The organism is Cytobacillus sp. FSL K6-0265, from assembly GCF_038003465.1.
GTDB classification, from domain to species: Bacteria; Bacillota; Bacilli; order Bacillales; family Cytobacillaceae; genus Cytobacillus; species Cytobacillus stercorigallinarum.
The window spans coordinates 1,679,968-1,701,514 of record NZ_JBBOPE010000001.1 but is presented as its reverse complement, the minus strand read 5'-3'; the positions used below and the strand labels follow the sequence as shown (position 1 = coordinate 1,701,514).

The 21,547-nt window shown below is 36.2% G+C and carries 25 protein-coding genes; 8 read left to right on the top strand and 17 right to left on the bottom strand.

Annotated elements, in window-relative coordinates; genetic code table 11:
• Positions 1-201: 201 nt before the first annotated feature.
• The 3 genes from MHH73_RS08810 to typA form a co-directional block, all read right to left on the bottom strand.
• Complete coding sequence (locus MHH73_RS08810) at positions 202-483, bottom strand: hypothetical protein (RefSeq protein ID WP_318245460.1); 282 nt, start codon at positions 481-483, stop codon at positions 202-204.
• Positions 484-509: 26 nt separating this feature from the next.
• Positions 510-824 (bottom strand): YlaH-like family protein, encoded by a 315-nt coding sequence (locus MHH73_RS08805; protein WP_191812487.1) that lies wholly within the window; start codon positions 822-824, stop codon positions 510-512.
• 78 nt (positions 825-902) lie between these two features.
• Positions 903-2,738 carry a translational GTPase TypA gene (gene typA / locus MHH73_RS08800; protein WP_095369667.1) on the bottom strand — a complete coding sequence of 612 codons (1,836 nt, stop codon included), beginning with the start codon at positions 2,736-2,738 and terminating at the stop codon, positions 903-905.
• A 217-nt stretch (positions 2,739-2,955) separates the two neighbouring features.
• On the opposite strand from typA, the gene MHH73_RS08795 reads away from it, so the two are divergent.
• On the top strand, positions 2,956-3,141 hold the full coding sequence (locus tag MHH73_RS08795; protein WP_191812492.1) for a DUF5325 family protein: 186 nt from the start codon (positions 2,956-2,958) through the stop codon (positions 3,139-3,141).
• Positions 3,142-3,200: 59 nt separating this feature from the next.
• Here the strand turns inward: MHH73_RS08795 and MHH73_RS08790 are convergent, their stop codons facing one another.
• Positions 3,201-4,001 carry an inositol monophosphatase family protein gene (locus MHH73_RS08790; protein WP_191812494.1) on the bottom strand — a complete coding sequence of 267 codons (801 nt, stop codon included), beginning with the start codon at positions 3,999-4,001 and terminating at the stop codon, positions 3,201-3,203.
• 148 nt (positions 4,002-4,149) lie between these two features.
• Positions 4,150-4,344: a hypothetical protein gene (locus tag MHH73_RS08785; protein ID WP_095369670.1), complete on the bottom strand. Its 195-nt coding sequence runs from the start codon at positions 4,342-4,344 to the stop codon at positions 4,150-4,152.
• A 230-nt stretch (positions 4,345-4,574) separates the two neighbouring features.
• Here MHH73_RS08785 and MHH73_RS08780 point away from each other — a divergent pair, with 230 nt between their 5' ends.
• Positions 4,575-5,192 carry a YktB family protein gene (locus MHH73_RS08780; protein ID WP_341066203.1) on the top strand — a complete coding sequence of 206 codons (618 nt, stop codon included), beginning with the start codon at positions 4,575-4,577 and terminating at the stop codon, positions 5,190-5,192.
• A gap of 83 nt (positions 5,193-5,275) precedes the next feature.
• Here MHH73_RS08780 and MHH73_RS08775 read toward each other — a convergent pair whose 3' ends face one another.
• The gene (locus MHH73_RS08775; protein WP_191812498.1) at positions 5,276-5,545 is read right to left on the bottom strand and encodes a UPF0223 family protein; all 270 of its coding nucleotides are present in this window, start codon (positions 5,543-5,545) and stop codon (positions 5,276-5,278) included.
• Between the two features lie 334 nt (positions 5,546-5,879).
• Here MHH73_RS08775 and MHH73_RS08770 point away from each other — a divergent pair, with 334 nt between their 5' ends.
• On the top strand, positions 5,880-7,349 hold the full coding sequence (locus MHH73_RS08770) for an aminotransferase class I/II-fold pyridoxal phosphate-dependent enzyme (RefSeq protein ID WP_191812500.1): 1,470 nt from the start codon (positions 5,880-5,882) through the stop codon (positions 7,347-7,349).
• A 188-nt stretch (positions 7,350-7,537) separates the two neighbouring features.
• Here MHH73_RS08770 and MHH73_RS08765 read toward each other — a convergent pair whose 3' ends face one another.
• Both MHH73_RS08765 and MHH73_RS08760 read right to left on the bottom strand, forming a co-directional pair.
• Positions 7,538-7,663 (bottom strand): GapA-binding peptide SR1P, encoded by a 126-nt coding sequence (locus MHH73_RS08765; protein ID WP_191812501.1) that lies wholly within the window; start codon positions 7,661-7,663, stop codon positions 7,538-7,540.
• A 196-nt stretch (positions 7,664-7,859) separates the two neighbouring features.
• Positions 7,860-8,132, bottom strand: a complete 273-nt coding sequence (locus MHH73_RS08760; RefSeq protein WP_191812503.1) for an SAV0927 family protein — start codon at positions 8,130-8,132, stop codon at positions 7,860-7,862.
• 143 nt (positions 8,133-8,275) lie between these two features.
• Here MHH73_RS08760 and MHH73_RS08755 point away from each other — a divergent pair, with 143 nt between their 5' ends.
• Positions 8,276-8,716, top strand: coding sequence for a DUF1885 family protein (locus MHH73_RS08755; protein WP_191812505.1), 441 nt, complete (start codon positions 8,276-8,278; stop codon positions 8,714-8,716).
• A gap of 33 nt (positions 8,717-8,749) precedes the next feature.
• On the top strand, positions 8,750-9,100 hold the full coding sequence (locus MHH73_RS08750) for a hypothetical protein (RefSeq protein ID WP_341066196.1): 351 nt from the start codon (positions 8,750-8,752) through the stop codon (positions 9,098-9,100).
• Here MHH73_RS08750 and MHH73_RS08745 read toward each other — a convergent pair.
• The 8 genes from MHH73_RS08745 to MHH73_RS08710 form a co-directional block, all read right to left on the bottom strand.
• A complete protein-coding gene (locus MHH73_RS08745; RefSeq protein WP_191812509.1) occupies positions 9,097-9,939 on the bottom strand; it encodes a polysaccharide deacetylase family protein in 843 nt (280 codons plus the stop codon). The genes MHH73_RS08750 and MHH73_RS08745 overlap by 4 nt on opposite strands.
• Positions 9,940-9,976: 37 nt before the next feature.
• Complete coding sequence (locus tag MHH73_RS08740; RefSeq protein WP_191812511.1) at positions 9,977-10,228, bottom strand: hypothetical protein; 252 nt, start codon at positions 10,226-10,228, stop codon at positions 9,977-9,979.
• Positions 10,229-10,741: 513 nt separating this feature from the next.
• Positions 10,742-11,254: a YncE family protein gene (locus MHH73_RS08735; RefSeq protein WP_341069717.1), complete on the bottom strand. Its 513-nt coding sequence runs from the start codon at positions 11,252-11,254 to the stop codon at positions 10,742-10,744.
• A 911-nt stretch (positions 11,255-12,165) separates the two neighbouring features.
• Entirely contained in the window at positions 12,166-13,575 is a 1,410-nt protein-coding gene (lpdA, locus tag MHH73_RS08730) for a dihydrolipoyl dehydrogenase (protein ID WP_191812513.1), read from the bottom strand.
• A 3-nt stretch (positions 13,576-13,578) separates the two neighbouring features.
• Entirely contained in the window at positions 13,579-14,934 is a 1,356-nt protein-coding gene (locus MHH73_RS08725; RefSeq protein WP_341066191.1) for a dihydrolipoamide acetyltransferase family protein, read from the bottom strand.
• A 65-nt stretch (positions 14,935-14,999) separates the two neighbouring features.
• The gene (locus MHH73_RS08720; protein ID WP_191812517.1) at positions 15,000-15,977 is read right to left on the bottom strand and encodes an alpha-ketoacid dehydrogenase subunit beta; all 978 of its coding nucleotides are present in this window, start codon (positions 15,975-15,977) and stop codon (positions 15,000-15,002) included.
• A 3-nt stretch (positions 15,978-15,980) separates the two neighbouring features.
• Positions 15,981-17,096 carry a pyruvate dehydrogenase (acetyl-transferring) E1 component subunit alpha gene (gene pdhA, locus MHH73_RS08715; protein ID WP_341066188.1) on the bottom strand — a complete coding sequence of 372 codons (1,116 nt, stop codon included), beginning with the start codon at positions 17,094-17,096 and terminating at the stop codon, positions 15,981-15,983.
• A 574-nt stretch (positions 17,097-17,670) separates the two neighbouring features.
• Positions 17,671-18,333 carry a YkyA family protein gene (locus tag MHH73_RS08710; protein ID WP_341066186.1) on the bottom strand — a complete coding sequence of 221 codons (663 nt, stop codon included), beginning with the start codon at positions 18,331-18,333 and terminating at the stop codon, positions 17,671-17,673.
• A 258-nt stretch (positions 18,334-18,591) separates the two neighbouring features.
• On the opposite strand from MHH73_RS08710, the gene MHH73_RS08705 reads away from it, so the two are divergent.
• A complete protein-coding gene (locus tag MHH73_RS08705) occupies positions 18,592-18,711 on the top strand; it encodes a YjcZ family sporulation protein (protein ID WP_191812523.1) in 120 nt (39 codons plus the stop codon).
• Between the two features lie 213 nt (positions 18,712-18,924).
• Positions 18,925-19,482 (top strand): peptide deformylase, encoded by a 558-nt coding sequence (gene def, locus MHH73_RS08700; RefSeq protein WP_191812525.1) that lies wholly within the window; start codon positions 18,925-18,927, stop codon positions 19,480-19,482.
• 355 nt (positions 19,483-19,837) lie between these two features.
• Here the strand turns inward: def and MHH73_RS08695 are convergent, their stop codons facing one another.
• On the bottom strand, positions 19,838-20,608 hold the full coding sequence (locus MHH73_RS08695) for a Cof-type HAD-IIB family hydrolase (protein WP_341069714.1): 771 nt from the start codon (positions 20,606-20,608) through the stop codon (positions 19,838-19,840).
• Between the two features lie 725 nt (positions 20,609-21,333).
• Between MHH73_RS08695 and MHH73_RS08690 the strand changes: the two genes are divergently transcribed.
• Positions 21,334-21,546 carry a DNA-dependent RNA polymerase subunit epsilon gene (locus tag MHH73_RS08690; protein WP_191812527.1) on the top strand — a complete coding sequence of 71 codons (213 nt, stop codon included), beginning with the start codon at positions 21,334-21,336 and terminating at the stop codon, positions 21,544-21,546.
• The last annotated feature ends 1 nt before the right edge of the window (position 21,547 follow it).

Genomic DNA, 21,547 nt, shown 5'->3' with positions numbered 1-21,547 from the left:
TTATTTTAAGGCAGGTTTAGGTTACTATGTTCGAAAATATATTTTCAGTGCGGTAGACCGGTTTTGATGCTCCTACTCTTATCTCTATTTCTGAGCCGATTGAATAGCTTCACCTCATTAATCTGCTATTTAAACCTTTGTATCCAAAAATTACTTACTTCAATGCAATAAAAAACGCCACATTGGAGTGGCGTTCTTTCTTTATGTTGTGGGGAAGTTTTTGTATTTTTCGGGTTCTGCTAAAATTTGTTTTAACATCACTTCTATTAATTCAATCGGATATTTAGTTGACTTACTCTCTTCATTATCAAGATAAGATACATGATAGAATAAATCAGCTTTTTCATATTGGATTTCGTTAATGCCATGATCACTTTTCAACATTTGTAAAAACATTTCTTCTGTTTCGGTTGCTGCTTCATCCTCTGGTCTCGCATCTGTCACAACTTTAATTGTTAGCCAATTATAAATAGCATCATGCACGTTCAATTAAAATCTCCCCCACTTCATTATTCCGCGCTGGCTCTTTGTTGTTTCTTTTCTTGATGAAGACGGATTTTATAAATAATTAAAATGACTGCAGCAACGACAAGTCCTTCTGCAATTGGTAAAAATACCCCTAAGAAAGTAAGCATTGTACATCCCATAAATAAGAATACGTAAATGATAATTGATTTAAGTATAGGGAGCTTTTTAGCAAATCCTAACTTAAAGACAATAATACAAAGGGCAACAATGGTGAGATACAACAACCACATCCCTAGATCTGAATTCTCATGAACTTTATATAGTGCTGCAAAAAAGGAAAGGCGATCTTCAATCATGCTCTAAATCCTCCTTAGTATGTATTAAGGAAGGAGGCAATATGAATTACCTCCTTTTTTTCGAGTGACTATGTGTACTTAAGCTTCAGCGTATTTTTTCTTTTTAGCTGCTTTTTCTCGTTCGTTTTTATCCAGAATTTTTTTACGAAGACGAATTGATTCAGGTGTTACTTCACAAAGCTCATCGTCATTTAAATATTCTAGTGCTTCTTCAAGCGTCATGATTCTTGGCTTTTTAATGGTTGACGTTTGATCTTTCGTTGCACTACGAACATTCGTTGCATGCTTCACTTTTGTAATATTAACAGCTAAATCATTTTCACGTGTATGCTCACCAACAATCATACCTTCGTAAATTTCTGTGCCTGGTTCTACAAATATTGTACCACGGTCTTCTACCTGCATGATACCATAAGTAGATGCTTTTCCACTCTCCATGGAAACTAGAACCCCTTGTCTTCTACCACCTACTTGACCTTGCATCATTGGTTGATAGCTGTCAAAAGTATGGTTGATGATTCCATAACCACGAGTTTGTGTCAAGAATTCTGTTGTATAGCCGATTAATCCACGAGCAGGGACATGGAAAATTAATTTCACTTGACCGTTCCCGTTGTTAACCATATCTAGCATTTCACCTTTACGCGCACCAATAGATTCCATAATCGCACCAGTATATTCTTCAGGTACGTCAATTTGAACGCGTTCAATTGGTTCAGACTTAACGCCATCAATTTCTTTAATAATAACAACTGGTTTAGAAACTTGAAGTTCAAAGCCTTCTCGACGCATATTTTCAATTAAAATAGATAAGTGAAGCTCACCTCTACCAGAGACTGTCCATGCATCAGGTGAATCCGTTTCCTCAACTCTTAAGCTTACATCTGTTTGTAATTGTGCATGCAAACGTTCTTCGATCTTTCTTGCCGTAATATATTTTCCTTCTTTACCAGCGAATGGACTATTATTCACTTGGAAAGTCATTTGCAATGTTGGTTCATCGATTCGTAATACAGGAAGAGCGTCTTGGTGGTCTACAGGGCAAACTGTTTCCCCAACATTGATATCTTCCATTCCAGAGACAGCAATCAAGTCTCCTGCTTTTGCTTCTTGAATTTCAAGGCGTTTCAAACCAAAGAAACCAAACATTTTTGTTACACGGAATTGTTTAACAGACCCATCAAGCTTCATTAACGCAACTTGTTCGCCCACTTTCATCGTTCCGCGGAATACACGGCCAATTCCAATTCGTCCAACATAATCATTATAATCTAATAGTGCTACTTGGAATTGTAAAGGTTCTTCACTATTATCGATTGGTGTTGGGATATTATTGACAATTTCTTCATACAAACATTTCATATCTTCATCTTGTTTTTGTGGATCTAGACTAGCTGTTCCATTAATAGCAGAAGCGTAAACAACAGGGAATTCTAATTGCTCTTCAGTCGCATCTAATTCAATAAATAAATCAATGACTTCATCAATAACTTCTTCAGGACGAGCAAAGTCTCTATCGATTTTATTAACAACAACTATTGGAGTTAAATTTTGCTCTAATGCTTTTTTTAATACAAATCGCGTTTGTGGCATACAACCTTCATATGCATCAACTACAAGTAATACACCATCAACCATTTTCATAATACGTTCTACTTCGCCACCAAAGTCAGCGTGCCCTGGTGTGTCAAGTATATTAATACGCGTATCTTGATATTTAATAGCTGTATTCTTAGCAAGGATTGTAATTCCACGCTCTCTCTCAATATCGTTGGAATCCATTGCGCGTTCTTCTACATGTTCATTTGTACGGAATGTTCCAGATTGCTTTAATAATTGGTCAACCAAAGTTGTTTTACCATGGTCAACGTGGGCGATAATCGCTATATTACGTATATCATCTCTATGTTTCAACTATGTTTCCTCCTAGCTGATTGTGTAAACCTTCTTACTATGTGAAGATATATAATCAGTTTATTTTCTTTTCATTTTTGACTAAAAATCATTGCCTTCATACTTTAACTGATACATTATATCACATATATTGTAGAAAACTAACTTCTTTTTGTGTAAAATAAGTTTTGTGGACGATTAAGGTATCCAATGTACAAAATTGGAGGTTAGGATAAAAATGAAAAATATTAAATGGCCATTATTAGCTTGTGCGATTGCTGCGGCTATATGTATCGGCGGAATTGGTATTGCTATTGGGGAAAGAAGTATGCTTGGATTTCTTCTATGTATCGTAGGTATCGTTGCTGTTATGGGATGCGGCTTTACGTTAAAGAAAAAAATGCGAGAAAATGGAGAATTATAAAGTCTAAATCACAAATTAGAAATGGTGCCAACTGGACAAGCCTGGCACCATTTTTTCATTTACCAATTTCCACCGTTTAAATACTGCTGAAGGATTTCTTCATGTACACCCGGCCGTGCAACAAATACTGACGTTTGAGGCGTAATCTTTAAGGCTTCTCCTTTTAAATTAGTCGTTATGCCCCCTACTTCGTTAATTAAAATCATGCCGCCACCATAATCCCACGGGGCGAGTCGTAAACTAATATAAGCATCCAATCGGCCTGATGCAACATATGCCAATTCAAGCGCTGCAGATCCATACGATCTTGTTCCTCTTGCATCCCTAACTAAGGGGCTCAGGTAATTAGGATCAATTCGTTTATTACTTGTTACCCAAGTGGCGTTGATTCCAATTATTGCATCTTTCACTTCACCCTCAGTTAATGGATTGAGCTTCGTGTCATTCATATATGCACCTTCACCACTAATCGTATGATACATTTCATCATGTACCACATCATAAATCATCCCGACTTTACCGACTCCCTCTTGAAATACACCGATGGAAATTGCAAAATTTCTTTGTTGGTGAATAAAATTCATTGTGCCATCAATGGGATCAATCACCCAAATGACCCCACTTACATCCGCAAATTTATCACCAAAACCTTCTTCACTTAAGATTCGATGAGATGGGAAATGGTCATGTATTTTACCAATAAGGAATTGCTCCGTTGCTTTGTCCATATCAGTGACAAGGTCATTACGATGAGATTTTGTTGCAATGGTTAACTCCTCACTAAATGAAGCTTTAATTCTCTCTCCAGCTTCCTTCACCCATGTGGTGGCTAGTTTATGTATTTCATTCCAATTAGTCATTTTCATCCTCCACTCTTTATTAAGCGGTATAAAATACCATTAGCTTAACGAAAAAAAAGCAATACTTCAAGTGAACTACTTTAAAAAGCAATAAGCGAACTTAACTACTTGCTGTAAAGTTCGCTTTTATCATCTTTATTTATCACACTTAAAATGCATTAAGCTTGAGAAGTTCCTGTCTGATTTTTTCAAGCTTTTTCTTTGTAGATTTTACTTCCTCTTCATCTTTCAGTTCTAAAGCTTCAAAAAGTGTTGCTAATTCATAATCCATTTCTAATCGCAATACTGCCGTTCTTTCTTTCTCAAATGTAGCCATTTTGATTGAATTAATTAGCTGCTTCATTAGACAGTGCACCCCTTTTCATTATAGTAGTTTCCCAAAGCTAATTTTCTGATTATTTTTACTTTTATCATATGAAGCTTCTTTTCACAGTGCAACAAAATTGTACGTTTACCTATGAAGAAGATGTTTTCACCCAATTGATTATTATTTTGATGTACTAAATTGGTTATCTCTCCTGCTTTTATGCTACAATATGCGACATAGACAGACGGTTTAAGGAGTGTTTACAAATGACATTTAATGGATTTAAGAAAGAGGATTTCGATGTTTTTACAATTGATGGTTTAGAAGAAAGAATGGAAGCATTAATTGCAACAGTAAGACCCAAACTTGAAGCACTTGGAGAAACATTTTCTCCTTTTCTCTCTGCAGAAACGGGTGATGAAATGTCTCCTCATGTAGCTAAGCATGCGAGAAGAACAAAAAATCCACCTAATGATACTTGGGTCGCATTCGCCAATAATCCAAGAGGCTATAAGATGCTTCCTCACTTTCAGATTGGTCTGTGGGAAACGCATGTATTTATCTGGTTTGCCGTTATATATGAAGCACCAAATAAAGTTGAAATTGCTGAAAAGTTGCAAACCAAAATAAATGAAATCTATGATGAAATACCACAAGACTTCGTTTGGTCATTAGATCACACGAAACCAGAGGTGATCAAACATAGCGATCTTACAAAGGAAGAACTAAAAAACATGTTTATTCGACTTCAAAATGTCAAAAAAGCAGAGTTACTCTGTGGTATAAATATGCCAAAAGAAGAAGCGATTAAACTTTCTGGTTCTGAGTTTATTACTTACACAGAGAGTGTTTTTAAAAAAGTTATACCCCTCTATCAATTGTAATAAACCTCAGTATCGTTTAATCCTTTTACCAAAAGGAAAAAGCAGTAAGAGACTCAGACTTATCTCTTACTGCTTCTTCTTTTTTACATTTTAATTTTACTACCCTCGTCTGCTTTTTTTGCCATTTGAACCGTGCGGTAAGAAGAATACCCACTTATTTCTTCAAAATCATTACAAAGGTTTCTCTCTTGGGCTTTGCCCGGTACAATTTCTTTAAAGCGACGATAAGCTGCCATGAAATCCTCACGTTGAATTCCTTTTTCATAAGCTTTTTCAACTGCTTGAAAAAAAGCAATCGCATCTATAATTTCTTCTGTTGACCAATCGCTTTCCATTGGATATTGATACTCCATATAAACACCTCTCACTTAGATTACATGCTGATTGTACGGGAGTTAGCGAAGAAGAGCAAGTATGCTAAATTTTAGCATCCCAAAAAATAACCGCAGAGATTATTTAGTCGATGCGCTTCTCTCTTAGTATGGGAATAATCCACTTATATGAATCAATTCATAATCATAATCGAATCCTCTAAGACTATGTACTGTTAACTATATATCCTAACAAATGGAATGCAAAGTATTCGCCAGAAAAATATTTGCTTATCTTTCTATGCAGACTGAAGGATAAATGCTATAATTCACTTGTTTGTTTGCAAAATTGATTGTTTAAAGAGGTGTGAATTTATTGTCTCAAAAAGAAACACCATTATTTAATGGACTTCTCTCCCACGCAAAACGCGATCCGATTCAATTTCATATTCCTGGACATAAAAAAGGAAAAGGAATGGATCCTGATTTCAGGGACTTCATAGGAGAAAATGCACTTTCGATTGACTTGATAAATATCGGTCCACTAGATGACCTGCATCAGCCATCAGGCATCATAAAAGAAGCACAAGACTTAGCAGCTGAAGCCTTTGGTGCTGACCATACATTCTTTTCCGTACAAGGTACGAGTGGTGCTATTATGACGATGGTTATGGCTGTTTGCGGCCCTGGAGAAAAAATTATCGTACCAAGAAATGTGCACAAATCGGTTATGTCTGCCATTATCTTTGCAGGCGCAACCCCTATCTTTATCCACCCCGTCGTCGATAAAGAGTTAGGAATCTCTCACGGTATAACAACTGATGCCGTTGAGAAAGCGTTAGAACAACATCCAGATGCCAAAGGGGTACTTGTTATTAACCCTACTTATTTTGGAATTGCCTGTGACTTAAAGGAAATTGTTGATTTGGCTCATTCTTACGATATTCCCGTATTAGTAGATGAAGCACATGGTGTTCATATTCATTTTCATGATGAACTGCCATTGTCTGCCATGCAAGCTGGTGCAGATTTAGCAGCTACGAGCGTCCATAAGCTAGGTGGTTCTATGACGCAAAGCTCCATTCTCAACTTAAAGGGTAAGAGAGTGTCAGCAAAACGGGTACAGTCCATTCTAAGCATGCTAACTACTACTTCTACCTCTTATTTGCTTCTTGCCTCATTAGATGTTGCGAGAAAACGTTTAGCCACTGAAGGTAGAGCAATTATTGAGGAAACCATTGAGCTTGCTCAATATATGAGGAAAGAGTTAAACGAAATTGAACATATTTATTGTGTAGGTAAAGAAATTCTTGGTACAAATGCAACCTTTAATTACGACCCTACAAAATTAATCATATCTGTGAAAGATTTAGGCATAAGTGGGTTTGATGTAGAAGTATGGTTAAGAGAGCATTTCCATATTGAAGTTGAATTATCTGACCTATACAATATCCTTTGCATCATCACACCAGGTGATGCAAAAAGTGATGCAGATAAGCTTATTCATGCCTTAAAAGAGTTATCTAAAGAAAGACATGGAAAAGCAGCGAAAGTAAATCCGCAAGTGTTATTACCAAATATTCCATTATTAGCACTGTCTCCTAGAGACGCATTTTATGCGGATAGTGAACTTGTTCCTTTTGAAGAATCAGAAGGTAGGATTATTGCTGAATTCATCATGGTTTACCCACCAGGCATTCCTATTTTCACTCCTGGGGAAATTATTACAAGGGAAAACCTAAATTATATAAAAACGAATATGGAAGCCGGACTACCTGTCCAAGGCCCAGAGGATTATGATTTTAAATATATTCGAGTAATCAAAGAACATAAAGCGATAAAATAAGACTGGAGATAAAATGCTATTGGTCTTAGTTTTACATTTCCATTGCGAATCAGATGACATATTTGATTCGCATTTTTTATGAAAAATATTATGAGAAGTACCCTTTAGCTACAAAAGAAATGCCATAGATAAAATCTATGGCATTTGCTCTCTGTTTATTATAATGATTGACCCGTTTAATATATCATCTATTCTTCAATGTGCATCTTGTTATGCTCATTTTTACAACCACATTGACCGTATAAAACTGACACCTTTTCATCTTCAAAAACTTCAATAGTTTCGTCACATATTTGACAAACGATGGTACCCATTCTTCATCCATCCTTTCATCATTAATTGTAATCGTTTACATCATATATATTATAATAATACATACTATTTATCTTATCAAGCCCTTTTTTTACTAATTAACGATTAAATAAGACATACTAAATATCGTTATAAAAAAAAGAAATCAGCACAATAGCTGATTTCTTATACCTTATTAACCTTGATTTATCTACAACCTTACTTATTTAATTCAATTTTAAAGAATTGAATAAGTTCAGCTGTTTGTTCATTACTTTCAATTTGAAAAGCTTTTTGGAGGTAATGGCGATCATCAAGATCTTTTATATCGAGGAGAGTAGAACAACTCGTCTGCAAGCAAACCACAAGGGGTTTCGTAAAGAAAGGGACCGAAAAAATGGCAAAATCGTAGCGAGTAATAGAAGAAGAAAAGCCGACAAATCTGGCATGTACGTCCTCTAAATCATCATACATTTGTTTTAAAAACTTCATATCCACCCTCCTTTTGAATAATTTGAATATTATTATAATTTATCTTTGATTTCTATGCAACATTTTCATTGTCACATATATTTCACTGGTGATAGAATAGATATAGTGTATAACTATAGGATTTTTGAATGGAGGCTTTTTAAATGAATGCATATGCATCGATTAAGCTAGTGCCTGCATCGAAGATTGACACAATTACAACAACTGAACTAAAAGAATATTTTCTATATTATAAAGACATCACCGCGAAAACTGGAGATCAGGTTGATTGGACATATGGTCAAGCTGCTTTCCCGTATGAAATCATTGATTCTAATGAAAAACAAGCAGAACAAATTACTCTCTATTCTGAAAAAGAAAGATATCGTGCTATACTTATCTCTATTCAAAAAGAGAAAATAATGGATCATGATAATACACCGAGGATTCAAACAAATATTTGCTTTACATTGCCTGAAGGAGCGACGTTCGGCGATAAAGGAAAAGCAAACGAATATTGCAAATTTCTCGCTAAAAAGTTACAAGCCGAGCTCCATCTATTCAATGGAAGAGTCATGTACTATTACAAAAGAAAACTACAATGAAAAAATACTTCAACTAGAGGGGTTATAATCTTCATGCGAAAACCAGTCATATTCACTTTAATCATCGCACTTATTTTCACATTTATCTCGCCATTTATTTTTAGTAAATATCTCGAAGATGTGCCAGAAACATTAGAACAATCATTTTTGTTTGGTGGTCCATTTCCGTATGCCAAACAGAGCGTAACCGTTTCAGACGATTCCTCATCCTATCCGAAAGTTATAGAATTTACATCTCCACTGGACGCTGAGACGAGTATTCAATGGATTCCATTTCTTTTAAACATTTTAAGCTACTTTCTATTATTCTTCTCAATCTACTCCATTACTTCACGATTTATTAATGGACGGGCAACAAGAAAAGAAAAAGAGGATCAGCCTTAAGCTGCCTCTTTTTCTTTTTGTATTTTGTTTGGATCTAGAAACTCATAGCCCTTCTCTTGTATACCGTTAATCATTCCTTCCAATGCTTCATTGGTCCATGAACGATCATGTGTTAATAGAATGGCTCCATTACTCAAATAAGGGGTCTCTACCATGATCTTTTCTAATGCATCTTTTGACTGGTAATCTGCTTCCCAATCATAGCCAAAAGTCCAATTCATTGGTATCATTTTCTCTTCTTTAGCGATTCTCAAACTAGTGTCTGTGTTCGCCCCAAACGGAGCTCTGAAAAACTGCGGTCTACTTCCAATAATCTCTTCCACTAGATCATTTAAGGATATGATTTCTTCTCTTTGTTTCTCTTCTGAAATTTCTGTTAAGTTTTCATGGTGATATGTATGATTTCCAATCGGGAAACCTAAATCAGCAATTTCTTTCAATGTCTTTTTACCTTCTTCATTTTGTAGAAAATGACCATTGACAAAGAAAATAGCTGGCACATTTTTTTCACTTAATGTTTTTGCCATCTCCAATGCATGCTTGTCCGGTGCATCATCAATCGTTAACAATACCACTTTATCATTAGCATCTTTTATCGGCTCAACCTTCCATGTTTTTTCATTAACGATATAGGATGGTTGAACATCAACTTCTGCCTCTTTCTCTTCAGTTACATCTTCATCCTTTTCTTCTTCTTTTGCAATCGTTTCTTCCTCATTCTTTGTTTCTTCTATCGCCTCATCGTCTTTTGGCTCATTCGTTGTTTCTTTTTCTTCATTACCACATGCTGTAACAACCAAAACAAAGCTAAGTAATAAAACGAAAAAACTGTTCTTCATCTCATTCATTCCTCTCACGCAATTCTTTAGTTAAAAGTTATCTTATTAGATCATCTATGTAGAACATAAAAATATAGAAAAATAAATATACACTAATACTTATAAATGTAGCTAATACTGTTCTCATGTTTGAATGTAATAAACGATTACCCAATACCATCGCAAAATAAACAAATATAAGCAGGATGATGACCTTTATACTGAATTGGTCATATTTAGATAACCATTCAACAAATGTATAACCGCTCCAAATGATTAACTGTAACATAACGACCATATATAGCCTCATACTCTCACCATCCTGAAAAGTCCACTTTTATTTCTATATTGTATGCATTCCATATAATGATATTTCTATTGTAACATACAATATATACCAAAAAATATTTTTCCGATGTAATGCTATACCTTACTTAAATATATATAGTGTTTCAGGAAGTGATTCTTATCTCGCAGATTAATGTTCCTCAGAATGAAGATTAGCTACTCGTTTCCCTCAGTTTCCATGATGCCGAGCGCAATCGAGTAGGAGGGAGTGATTAACTCCCGACCTCTAACACCACCGTACGTACGGTTCCGTATACGGCGGTTCAATTAAAATGAATAACGCAAAGTTTCATAACGAACTTGCAGATTTTTCGGCCCTTGGCTTTCCGCGTCGCCACGGACACCCTTGCTTTTGGCTAACCTCTACTTCTATCTTCGAGGTTCGGGACTTACACCCTATAGTTCATGCACATGCCAGGCGCACACAAAAGAACGATAGCTATCGTACAGAATATTTTCATTAATTATCTGATAATTAAAACGGTATATCGCCAATGGCAATATCTTCTGGAAAGAGACCAACAGGAATGGTGTTTATTTGCGTCTGGGTTATCAAATCTACTACGAGTATGTTGTTATCAAACGGATTCGGCATATACGCAGTGGTACCATCTAGTGATAAAGTAATAGGCCCATCATAGAAATCTGTTAATGTGAAGGTGCTTGACTCTGTATTAGTTGCCGTATCAATTATCATAACTATATTCACAGCAAAGCCTGAAACATAACCCCTAGTGCCATCAGGCGAAAAAGCGATATCTTGCGGATTTGTACTTACCGGGATGGTTGCTATAATGGTATCAGTTGCTACATCTATAACCGATAGATTTATGCTATTTGTATTCATCACATACGCTCTTGATCCATCTGGTGTGATTACTACTGTAATGGGGTTTGTTCCGACTGGGATTGTTCCTGTTACCGTATTTGTGGCCATATCTATAACGGAGACCGTCCCATCACGACCATTCGTTACATAACCTTGAATTATTGGCGCTACTCCAGTTGGGCCTGTTACTCCGGTTGGGACCGTTACTCCGGTTGGGCCTGTTACTCCGGTTGGACCCGGTAATCCTGTTGAACCTGTTATTCCGGTTGGACCCGGTAATCCTGTTGAACCTGTTATTCCGGTTGGACCCGGTAATCCTGTTGAACCTGTTATTCCGGTTGGACTCGGTAATCCTGTTGAGCCTGTTATTCCGGTTGGACCCGGTAATCCTGTTGAGCCTGTTATTCCAGTTGGGCCTATTAATCCGGTTGAACCTGTTATTCCGGTTGGACCCGGTAATCCTGTTGAGCCCGGTAATCCAGTCGGACCTGTTAATCCAGTTGAGCCCGGTAATCCTGTTGAACCTGTTATTCCTATTGGACCCGGTAATCCTGTTGAGCCTGTTATTCCGGTTGGGCCTATTAATCCTGTTGGACCCGGTAATCCTGTTGAGCCCGTTAATCCTAAGCCTGGCGGTCCCGGTGGTCCTGGTGGTCCTGGTGGTCCCGGCGGCCCTGGTGGTCCCGGTGGTCCTGGGGTGTACCCACCACAGCAATTACATCTGCGATTACATCAGCAATGTTTAAGTTTTCTTTTCTTATAGAATTGTGTTTCATCTCTATACTTATTCTTATCAAATAACATTATTGCCCTCCCTTCAGCATACTCATTATATGCAAATGCCATAGAACGGAAAGGGCTTCTGTTATATAGAGTGATATTGAAAATAATAATCATACGTCTACATACAGTAATCCAAGATTTTATATTTATTTTTACTAAACATTTTTCAATAGAGGATGAGTTCCTCATAATCGCAAATAGTGTTTTTTAAACAAAAAAACTGCACCAGCAAATGTAGCAAACATTTGTGATGCAGTTCATCATATAAACAGTTGTTGATATAATAATTATTTTACAATATGAATAGGTGTACCTAGAGCAACCTCTGCTGCTTCCATTGTAATCTCACCTAAAGTTGGATGGGCATGAATAGTCATCGCAAGATCTTCTGCAGTCATTCCCGCTTCAATTGCTAAGCCAAGCTCAGCAATCATATCAGATGCATTTGCACCAGCGATTTGCGCTCCGATTACTAATCCATCTTCTTTACGAGTAATTAACTTCACATAACCATCTGTGCTATCAAGAGCCAATGCACGGCCATTTGCTGCAAATGGGAACTTAGCAGCTGTATACTCAAGACCTTCTTCTTTTGCTTGTGCTTCTGAATATCCTACAGTAGCAAGTTCAGGTTCTGAGAATACAACAGCAGGAATGCCAAGATAGTCAATTTCAGACGGTTCACCAGCAATTGCTTCAGCAGCAATTTTTCCTTCATATGAAGCTTTATGCGCTAGTTGAGGTCCAGCGACAACATCACCGATAGCAAAAATGCTATTGACATTTGTACGGCATTGTTTGTCAACTTCAATAACGCCCTTATCAGACATTTTCACACCTACTTGCTCAAGGCCAAGTTCATCTGTGTTAGGACGACGACCAACCATAACAAATAAGTAATCAGCTTCTAAAACTTCTTCTTTACCTTTTACTTCATAAGTTACTTTTACGCCATTTTCAGTTTCTTCAACTGATTTTGCAGATGCTTTAGTAATAATCTCTGCACCTTTTTTCTTTAAGTTCTTTTTCACAAGTGTTGTCATTTGTTTCTCAAAACCTAGAAGAATATCATCTGCGCCTTCTAGAATGGTTACTTGAGAACCAAAGCTTGCGTATGCACCACCAAGCTCGACACCAATTACACCGCCACCAATGACAGCGATTTTTTCAGGAATTTCCTCAAGCGCTAGCGCCCCTGTAGAATTTAATACACGTTTAGAATATTTAAATGCTGGTAGTTCAATTGGTCTTGAACCAGTTGCAATAATCGCATTTTTGAAAGTGTATGTTTGTGCGGAACTGTCATCCATTACACGTAAAGTGTTTGCATCAACAAAGTACGCTTCACCTTTAACAATGTCAATTTTGTTCCCTTTAAGTAAGCCTTGAACCCCGCCTACTAACTTTTTAACTACACCAGCTTTAAATTCTTGGACTTTAGAGAAATCTACTTTTACGTTTTCAGCTGTAATACCAATTGATTCTGATTCTTTAGCCGTTTCATAACGGTGACCAGCAGAAATCAATGCTTTAGATGGAATACATCCAACGTTTAAGCATACGCCTCCTACTTCACCTCTTTCTACGATTGTTACTTTTTGTCCAGTTTGTGCGGCACGAATGGCTGCCACATATCCTCCTGGACCTGAACCAATTACTATAGTATCTGTTTCAATTGGGAAATCTCCTACTACCATTTCTTACGCCTCCATTAGCAATAATTCTGGGTCATTTAGTAAACGCTTGATGTGATTTAGTGCATTTTGAGCAGTTGCGCCATCGATGATGCGGTGATCAAAGCTCAATGATAATGCTAGAACTGGTGCTGCGATAATTTCTCCATCTTTGACGATTGCTTTTTCAGCAATACGACCGATACCTAAAATAGCTACTTCTGGTTGGTTAATAAGTGGTGTAAACCATTGACCACCAGCTGAGCCGATATTTGTTATCGTACAAGAAGCACCTTTCATTTCGCTTCCTGAAAGTTTGCCATCTCTTGCTTTTGTAGCTAATTCATTAATCTCATTTGACGTAGTGAAAATTGATTTGCGGTCAGCATCTTTAACCACTGGTACAAGTAGGCCTCTATCAGTATCAGCAGCGATACCAATATTGTAATAATGCTTATGAACGATTTCTCCCGCTTCTTCATCTAATGAAGTATTAAGAACTGGATATTCACGTAATGCACTTGTTAAGGCTTTGACTACGTAAGGTAAGAATGTTAATTTAATACCTTTTTCTGCGGCAACCTCTTTGAACTTCTTACGATGAGCAACTAATTTTGTTACATCGATTTCGTCCATTAGTGTCACATGTGGAGCCGTTTGCTTCGTCTTAACCATTGCTTTAGCAATTGCTTTTCGAATTCCACTCATTTTTTCACGTGTTTCAGGATAGCTTCCTTCAGGAATAGACTGAGTTTGGGATTTCTCCACTTCTTTACTTTCAACTGAAGCTTCTTGTTGTTGAGACTCGGTGTCAACTTGTTGCTCGTTTCCACCCTCTAAGAATTGATTAATATCCTCTTTTAACACACGTCCATTTTTTCCACTACCGCTTACTTGTTGAATATCTACACCTTTTTCTCTTGCAAATTTACGTACAGAAGGCATAGCAATAACACGCTGATTAGGATCCGTGTTTGTTTCAGAGATTACTTTTCCTTCTTTTTTGTCTTCTTCTTTAGGAGCTGTATTCTCTTTTTCTACACTTTTACCTTCTTCAGCAGTTCCTTGAACTTGAGATTCTGTTTCTTTCTTTTCCTCAGACTCTTCATCTTCATGGTCACCTTTAAACTTTAAGTCTTCATAACCAGGTGCATCGAAGCTAATAAGTACTTGTCCAACAGTGGCCACGCTACCTTCTTCTACGTGAATCTCTTCTACTTTTCCTTTTACAGGAGAAGGGATTTCAACTACCGCTTTATCATTTTGAACTTCACAAAGAACATCATCTTCTTGAACTTCATCACCAGCTTTTACAAACCATTTGACGATTTCGCCTTCATGGATACCTTCACCGATATCAGGCAATCTAAATTGAAATGCCAATTAAATTCACCATCCTATTGTATCATAGTTATTATAGAAATTAGGGGCCACGCCCCCGATTTTATTTAAAATTCAATTACTTTTTTTGCAGTTTGAATAATGTCTTTATAGTTCGGCAACCAAACTGTTTCCGCTTGTGGGAAAGCAAACACAGTATCCGGTGCTGCTACACGTAAGACAGGCGCCTCTAAGCTAAGAATCGCACGGTCGTTAATTTCAGCTACGACATTTGCTGCAATACCAGCTTGTTTTTGTGCTTCTTGTACAACAATCGCTCGGTTTGTCTTCTCAACTGAAGCAATGATTGTTTCAATATCAATTGGGCTAACTGTACGAAGGTCAATCACTTCTGCTGAATGGCCTTCTTTTTCTAACTCATCAGCAGCTTTTAATGCTTCATGTACCATTGCACCATAAGTAATAATTGAAATATCTTTACCTTCACGTTTCACTTCAGCTTTACCAAGTGGAATTGTATATTCTTCTTCCGGTACTTCTTGACGGAATGAACGATATAATTTCATATGCTCCAAGAAGATAACAGGATCGTTATCTCGAATCGCAGAAATCAACAGGCCTTTTGCATCGTATGGAGAAGATGGAATAACGACCTTTAAACCTGGTTGTTGAGCCATCAATCCTTCTAAACTATCAGCATGCATTTCTGGAGTGTGTACACCGCCACCAAATGGTGAACGAATTGTAACAGGGGCATTATATCTGCCACCTGAACGATAGCGCATACGAGCAAGTTGTCCGGAAATACTATCCATTACTTCATAAACAAATCCAAAGAATTGAATTTCAGGTACTGGGCGATAGCCTTGTAAACCAAGTCCAACTGCAAGACCGCCAATTCCAGATTCCGCTAGTGGTGTATCAAATACACGCTCTTCGCCGAATTCTTTTTGAAGACCTTCAGTAGCACGGAAAACTCCACCGTTTACGCCTACGTCTTCTCCAAATACTAATACATTCGGGTCATTCTTAAGTTCTGTACGAAGTGCATCAGTGATTGCTTGGATCATTGTCATTTGCGCCATGGCTTACTTCGACTCCTTCTCTTTATAAATTTCATATTGTTCTTTAAGATGATAAGGCATTTCTTCATACATAATATTGATTAAGTCAGTTACTTTTTGTTTTGGTGTGTTATCAGCTTCTTTAATAGCCACTTTGATATCTTCTTTTGCTTTTTCAATGACCTCGTTTTCCATCTCTTCATTCCAAAGGTTTTTGTCTTCTAGGAATTTACGGAAACGAACAAGTGGATCTTTCTTTTCCCATTCATTATCGAGATCACTTGTTCTGTAACGTGTCGGGTCATCGCCAGCCATTGTGTGAGGACCGTAACGATAAGTTAATGTCTCAATTAATGTTGGCCCTTCACCGTTAATCGCGCGCTCACGTGCTTCACTAACAGCAGCATAAACAGCTAGAGCATCCATACCATCCACTTGAATACCAGGAATACCTGCAGCAACCGCTTTTTGTGCAATTGTTTTAGCAGCAGATTGCTTCTCTACAGGTGTGGAGATGGCAAAACGATTGTTTTGTACAATGAAAATAGCAGGTGCTTTGAACGCACCAGCAAAGTTAATTCCTTCATAGAAATCACCTTGTGAAGCTCCACCATCACCAGTATAAGTAATGGCTACTTTCTTTTCGCCACGTTTCTTAATGCCTAATGCTACTCCGGCAGTTTGGATGTATTGTGCACCTATAATAATTTGTGGCGCAATCACATGGACATCCTCTGGAATATTACCACCTTCGAAATGACCTCTAGACCATAAAAAAGCTTGTGAAAGCGGTAGGCCATGCCAAATGATTTGAGGAACATCTCTATATCCAGGTAGAATAAAATCTTCCTTCTCTAAAGCAAATTGTGAAGCCAGTTGTGATGCTTCTTGTCCAGCAGTTGGCGCATAAAAGCCCAGTCTACCTTGTCTATTTAAAGAAATGGAACGTTGGTCAAGAATACGTGTATACACCATACGTTTCATTAGTTCTTGTAATTGCTCATCTTTTAGATCAGGCATTGCTGATTCATTAACAACTTTACCTTCTTCATCCAAAATTTGCAGTGTTTCAAATTGATCTTCTACTTTTTCAAGTTGCTTCTTTACATCTAAACTAGCCTTTTTCGTTTTTGAAGCCATAAAAAGTCACCCTTTCTTATTTTAAAAACGCTTAATTGATTATCAAATGGAGAATATCACGTTTATATTTGTCTGATGACAACATATAGTATAGTTTTCCACAAATACCAACAAAAAAAACGTCTTTATTATTATAACTTCTTTTCTTCAAACTGTACTAGTTGTATCACAAAAATATATGACACACTTTTCTTCGTTTGCATTCATTTTAATATAAGGTTTTTCATTCGTCAATTGTGAAAACCTTTATTTTTTTGGTTTTAAATCAATTTGAATAATAATAAATGAAAATTTAAAACTTTAACTGTTTTAATCTGTACTATAAAAAAAGAGGTTTTACCCATCTGTTATAATAAAGATAATTTTCACAAAAAGAGTTATAATTCGACTATTTTTATTATTAAATAACTTACTTCTTCTACTTCCCTTTCTCGCGTATTGATATAGTCGGAATGAATCCTGTTTATCTCTCTCACTAAAAAACAGTAAAGTTTTTGATAAGATAATATAAAACAAACAACGAGCAAATCCATAATTGAATTTGCTCGTTGTCATATTCTCTATTAATTGTATACTATTCTTTTTCCTCTTCAATTTCTATGCCAGCATCTTTATAAAATACAAGCTTCTTATCATTATATTCTTCCGTTTTCTCATTAAATGTTTCATTGTTTTCTACAATCTTTTCGTATGATTGATTAATCTTCTCAATTTGGGATTCAAGCTGTTCTAACGTGACATCTTCTTTTTTAAATAGCTCATACAATTCGATGTCCATTTCTGTTGAATTCATATAATGTTTATATAATTCACTATGTACATCATAACGTTGCATCATCACATCATATAATTCATTAGCTGACTTTTTTAAATCATCATCTTCAATTTTATTAATGAGCTTATCCGTTTTTTCGAACTCTTTTTGCGAAGCTGTAATGCTTTCTTCTTCATTTTTCATTAAGTCTTGTCTTTCATTAACAAGCTCAATCGCCTCATTTGAAAGTTCTTTAATTTGATCGAATTCTTTCATACTTAAGGCAATAATTTGATCATAAATTTCTTTTTCTTTTTTCTCAATTTCTACAAGAGGCTCCTGTTGATTTTTAAATTCTTGTTCAGCTTGTGCAACTTCCTCTAACGTATTTAGCAGCTCTTCTTTCGGACTTTGACTACAACCACCTAGGAAAATGATACTTGCGACCATTGTTAATCCGATGAGCTTTACTTTCTTATACATCCTATCCCTCCCTCAATTCGTCTAGACTATTATGTATCTATCTTGCATAAACTTGTCTAATTATAAAAAATTTGTCGTTTATCCCTTCTACTATATCGATACTTTAAACATTTTACAATTATTAACTTGTACTATATATATTCTTGTTATTTTTAACTATGCATTAGGCGCTGGCCCATACAACTTGCTTTCTATGGTCATAGCCTATACTAATCGTCCGCTATGGATGAAAATGAAAAAAACTTGGAGGTATAAACTATGTATGGCTATGGATACGGTAATGCTGGTTGCGGATACGGTTGTGGAGGAAGTGGATTTGCCTTAATTATCGTCCTCTTTATTTTACTAATTATTGTAGGGGCAGCTCTTTGGAACTAGTATTTGCGAGGGTGTAGATAATATCTACACCTTTACATACAAATTAAGTAAAATGATTAGATTAACTTTTTCAATATTGTTTGGTAAACTTATTTCATTACTTTGTCGATTGAAAAGATAGGGAACATAAGCAATCCTTATTTCACAAAACTTTTCAATAGATCTTTTAAATATAAAAACATGATATTTAACTTTTCAAGGAGTGTTGAGATTTTGTTAACGATGAATGATATTGTCCGAGATGGTCACCCCGTGTTAAGGGAAGTAGCCGAAGAGGTTATGTTACCAGCTTCTTCAGAGGACAAGAAACTATTAAACGAATTGATGATGTACGTACAAAATAGTCAAAAACCTTCCATTGCGGAGCAATATGGATTACGGCCAGGAATAGGGTTAGCAGCTCCACAAATAAATGTTTCGAAAAGAATGATTGCCGTTCATTGTACAGATGAAAAAAACAACTTAATCAGTTATGCACTCTTTAACCCCAAAATCATTAGCCATTCAGTTGAGAAGGCGTATTTAACTGCTGGTGAAGGCTGTCTTTCAGTTGATGAAGCAATTGAAGGATTTGTTCCAAGGTATGCACGAGTTACAGTTAAAGGATATACTATTGACAATGAGGAAGTTAAAATAAGATTAAAAGGGTTACCTGCTATTTGTTTCCAACATGAAATTGATCATTTAAATGGCGTAATGTTTTATGATCATATAAATCAACAAGACCCATTCAAACCTATTGAGAATGCCATTGCGATAGAGAGAATGTGAAGGACATAGAAATGAGGCTGGGACATAACTAAATGAGCTAACCTCAAAAAAGAACAATAACAAATTGAACTTAAAACATCATTTGCAAAAAATTCCGTTCCATTGCGCTCACGTTCTCTCGCTTTCCGCGGGGAGGGGCTGAGCGTCCTAAGGCATTGCCTGTGGTGTCTCAGCTTTCCCTCTATTTCCCGCAGGAGTCGAGTGTCTTCCGCTCCATTTCACTATTCTTTTCATATAAGGGTTCAAATCAACAAAAAACCGAATGATTAGATGCTATAACTCCTAATCATTCGGATAAATCATTAGCTAGAATACTTATGTCCCAACCTCATTTAAATTTTACTTAAGTCTACTTTTAAATTAATTCTACCTTTCTTAAACCCTTCCATATCCCATCTTCGTCTACATGTTCTGTCACCATATTTGCGACTTTTTTAACTTCCGGTAAAGCGTTTCCCATAGCAATACCGACACCACTGGCCTCAAGCATTTCAATATCATTCAAACCATCACCAAAAGCGTATACATCTTCCATACTGATATTAAGTCGCTTAATCATTTCTTTTATACCTTCTGCTTTTGTCCCTCCAGTTGGGACAACATCAGTAGATACACGATGCCATCTTACAAATCCAAAGTCGTCATATCCGTCCACATATAGGCTTTCATCCTCATGTTTACAGAAAACAAGTGCCTGATAAATCTCTTTCTTTTCATAGAAAGTGCCATCCTCTTCAGGGTGTGGAAAATCAAGGCTATCCATACTTTCTTGAATGTATGGATGATGAGAAACAGATGATTTCATTGTCTCTTCATTTAAATAGACCATTGGATGGCCATTTTGGTGTGCATGTTTCTCTAATTGTCTCAACTGATCTTTATTCAATGGGTTTTTATAGATGACGTTTCCTTCAAATACAACATATTGCCCGTTAAAACTAACAAAAGACTCAATATCTAATTGCTCTCTAATATGCTTAAACATAAACGGAGCTCTGCCTGTAGCAATCGCTACATAAATACCATTTTCCTGTAATTGCTTGACCGCTTTTTTCGTTGAATCTGGTATAATATTATCTTTATTAAGCAATGTCCCATCTATATCAAAAAATACAATTTTCATCATATGACTCCTTTTACTACCTACATTATAAATGATTCCGTTGTTACGATTCCTGCCACTCAACCATATAACCTTCTTGTATAATATGTCAAACAACTTCAATTCAATAACATTTTTTACTAAAACTCTAACCGAAGGCTTTACTTTACACGCATATCGTATACAATAGGATTAAGGGAATTGAATCGAAAAGTGTTTAAAGTATGACAAATAGTAGTGAAAAACGGATTTTGAGCCCTTCAAACTTGCGGAGGGCTCCTTCATTATTGTAAATTTATAATCAATACACTTAATTACATACATGACAAACAGAAATGAAATCGCAATTCGCAAAATAAAAAGTCACTGTTTTAGACATAAATAAGAATGGGCATGATGATGAAAGCCTTAAGACTGATTTAATTTTATTATACAATTAACGCTTTAACTAAGTAAATACATAAGATTGTGTTAAGAAATCCGACGATGTTAAGTATATAAGACCAATGTTTGGCTTAGTCTATAAATTATCTGAGTTAACGATATAAAGATAAGAAAATAAGGCTAAACACTGATTCTTATAAAAGGCCTTTGTTACCCATAGTCGGTAACCATTACTAAAAGTAAATAATAATGAATGAGTAGCCTTTTTTACTTTATATACTGACATGTGGCGATCTCTTATCCTATATCTCATGTTACTTTTTAAAAAATATAGATAAAGACTACGGAATAAGGAGAGATACCCTATGTTATTTAAAGTTTACTATCAAGAGTCCGCGAAAGAAGTGCCTGTACGTGAGCACACAAAAACCGTGTATGTCGAAGGAAAAAATGAAAGGGACGTTCGTACGAAACTAAAAACGCGTCCAATCAATATTGAGTTTGTTACAGCAGTTGAAGGTGACTACTTAACTTATGAGCAAGGCCATCAAGATTTTAAAGTATTGGAGATTGAATAAT

What these genes read in the sequence shown, in the direction of transcription:
- MHH73_RS08805 (WP_191812487.1), bottom strand. Translation starts at nt 824, where the DNA reads ATGATTGAAGATCGCCTTTCCTTTTTTGCAGCACTATATAAAGTTCAT.
- MHH73_RS08795 (WP_191812492.1), top strand. Translation starts at nt 2,956, where the DNA reads ATGAAAAATATTAAATGGCCATTATTAGCTTGTGCGATTGCTGCGGCT.
- MHH73_RS08790 (WP_191812494.1), bottom strand. Translation starts at nt 4,001, where the DNA reads ATGACTAATTGGAATGAAATACATAAACTAGCCACCACATGGGTGAAG.
- MHH73_RS08785 (WP_095369670.1), bottom strand. Translation starts at nt 4,344, where the DNA reads ATGAAGCAGCTAATTAATTCAATCAAAATGGCTACATTTGAGAAAGAA.
- MHH73_RS08780 (WP_341066203.1), top strand. Translation starts at nt 4,575, where the DNA reads ATGACATTTAATGGATTTAAGAAAGAGGATTTCGATGTTTTTACAATT.
- MHH73_RS08775 (WP_191812498.1), bottom strand. Translation starts at nt 5,545, where the DNA reads ATGGAGTATCAATATCCAATGGAAAGCGATTGGTCAACAGAAGAAATT.
- MHH73_RS08765 (WP_191812501.1), bottom strand. Translation starts at nt 7,663, where the DNA reads ATGGGTACCATCGTTTGTCAAATATGTGACGAAACTATTGAAGTTTTT.
- MHH73_RS08760 (WP_191812503.1), bottom strand. Translation starts at nt 8,132, where the DNA reads ATGAAGTTTTTAAAACAAATGTATGATGATTTAGAGGACGTACATGCC.
- MHH73_RS08755 (WP_191812505.1), top strand. Translation starts at nt 8,276, where the DNA reads ATGAATGCATATGCATCGATTAAGCTAGTGCCTGCATCGAAGATTGAC.
- MHH73_RS08750 (WP_341066196.1), top strand. Translation starts at nt 8,750, where the DNA reads ATGCGAAAACCAGTCATATTCACTTTAATCATCGCACTTATTTTCACA.
- MHH73_RS08745 (WP_191812509.1), bottom strand. Translation starts at nt 9,939, where the DNA reads ATGAAGAACAGTTTTTTCGTTTTATTACTTAGCTTTGTTTTGGTTGTT.
- MHH73_RS08740 (WP_191812511.1), bottom strand. Translation starts at nt 10,228, where the DNA reads ATGAGGCTATATATGGTCGTTATGTTACAGTTAATCATTTGGAGCGGT.
- lpdA (WP_191812513.1), bottom strand. Translation starts at nt 13,575, where the DNA reads ATGGTAGTAGGAGATTTCCCAATTGAAACAGATACTATAGTAATTGGT.
- MHH73_RS08720 (WP_191812517.1), bottom strand. Translation starts at nt 15,977, where the DNA reads ATGGCGCAAATGACAATGATCCAAGCAATCACTGATGCACTTCGTACA.
- pdhA (WP_341066188.1), bottom strand. Translation starts at nt 17,096, where the DNA reads ATGGCTTCAAAAACGAAAAAGGCTAGTTTAGATGTAAAGAAGCAACTT.
- MHH73_RS08710 (WP_341066186.1), bottom strand. Translation starts at nt 18,333, where the DNA reads ATGTATAAGAAAGTAAAGCTCATCGGATTAACAATGGTCGCAAGTATC.
- MHH73_RS08705 (WP_191812523.1), top strand. Translation starts at nt 18,592, where the DNA reads ATGTATGGCTATGGATACGGTAATGCTGGTTGCGGATACGGTTGTGGA.
- MHH73_RS08695 (WP_341069714.1), bottom strand. Translation starts at nt 20,608, where the DNA reads ATGATGAAAATTGTATTTTTTGATATAGATGGGACATTGCTTAATAAA.
- MHH73_RS08690 (WP_191812527.1), top strand. Translation starts at nt 21,334, where the DNA reads ATGTTATTTAAAGTTTACTATCAAGAGTCCGCGAAAGAAGTGCCTGTA.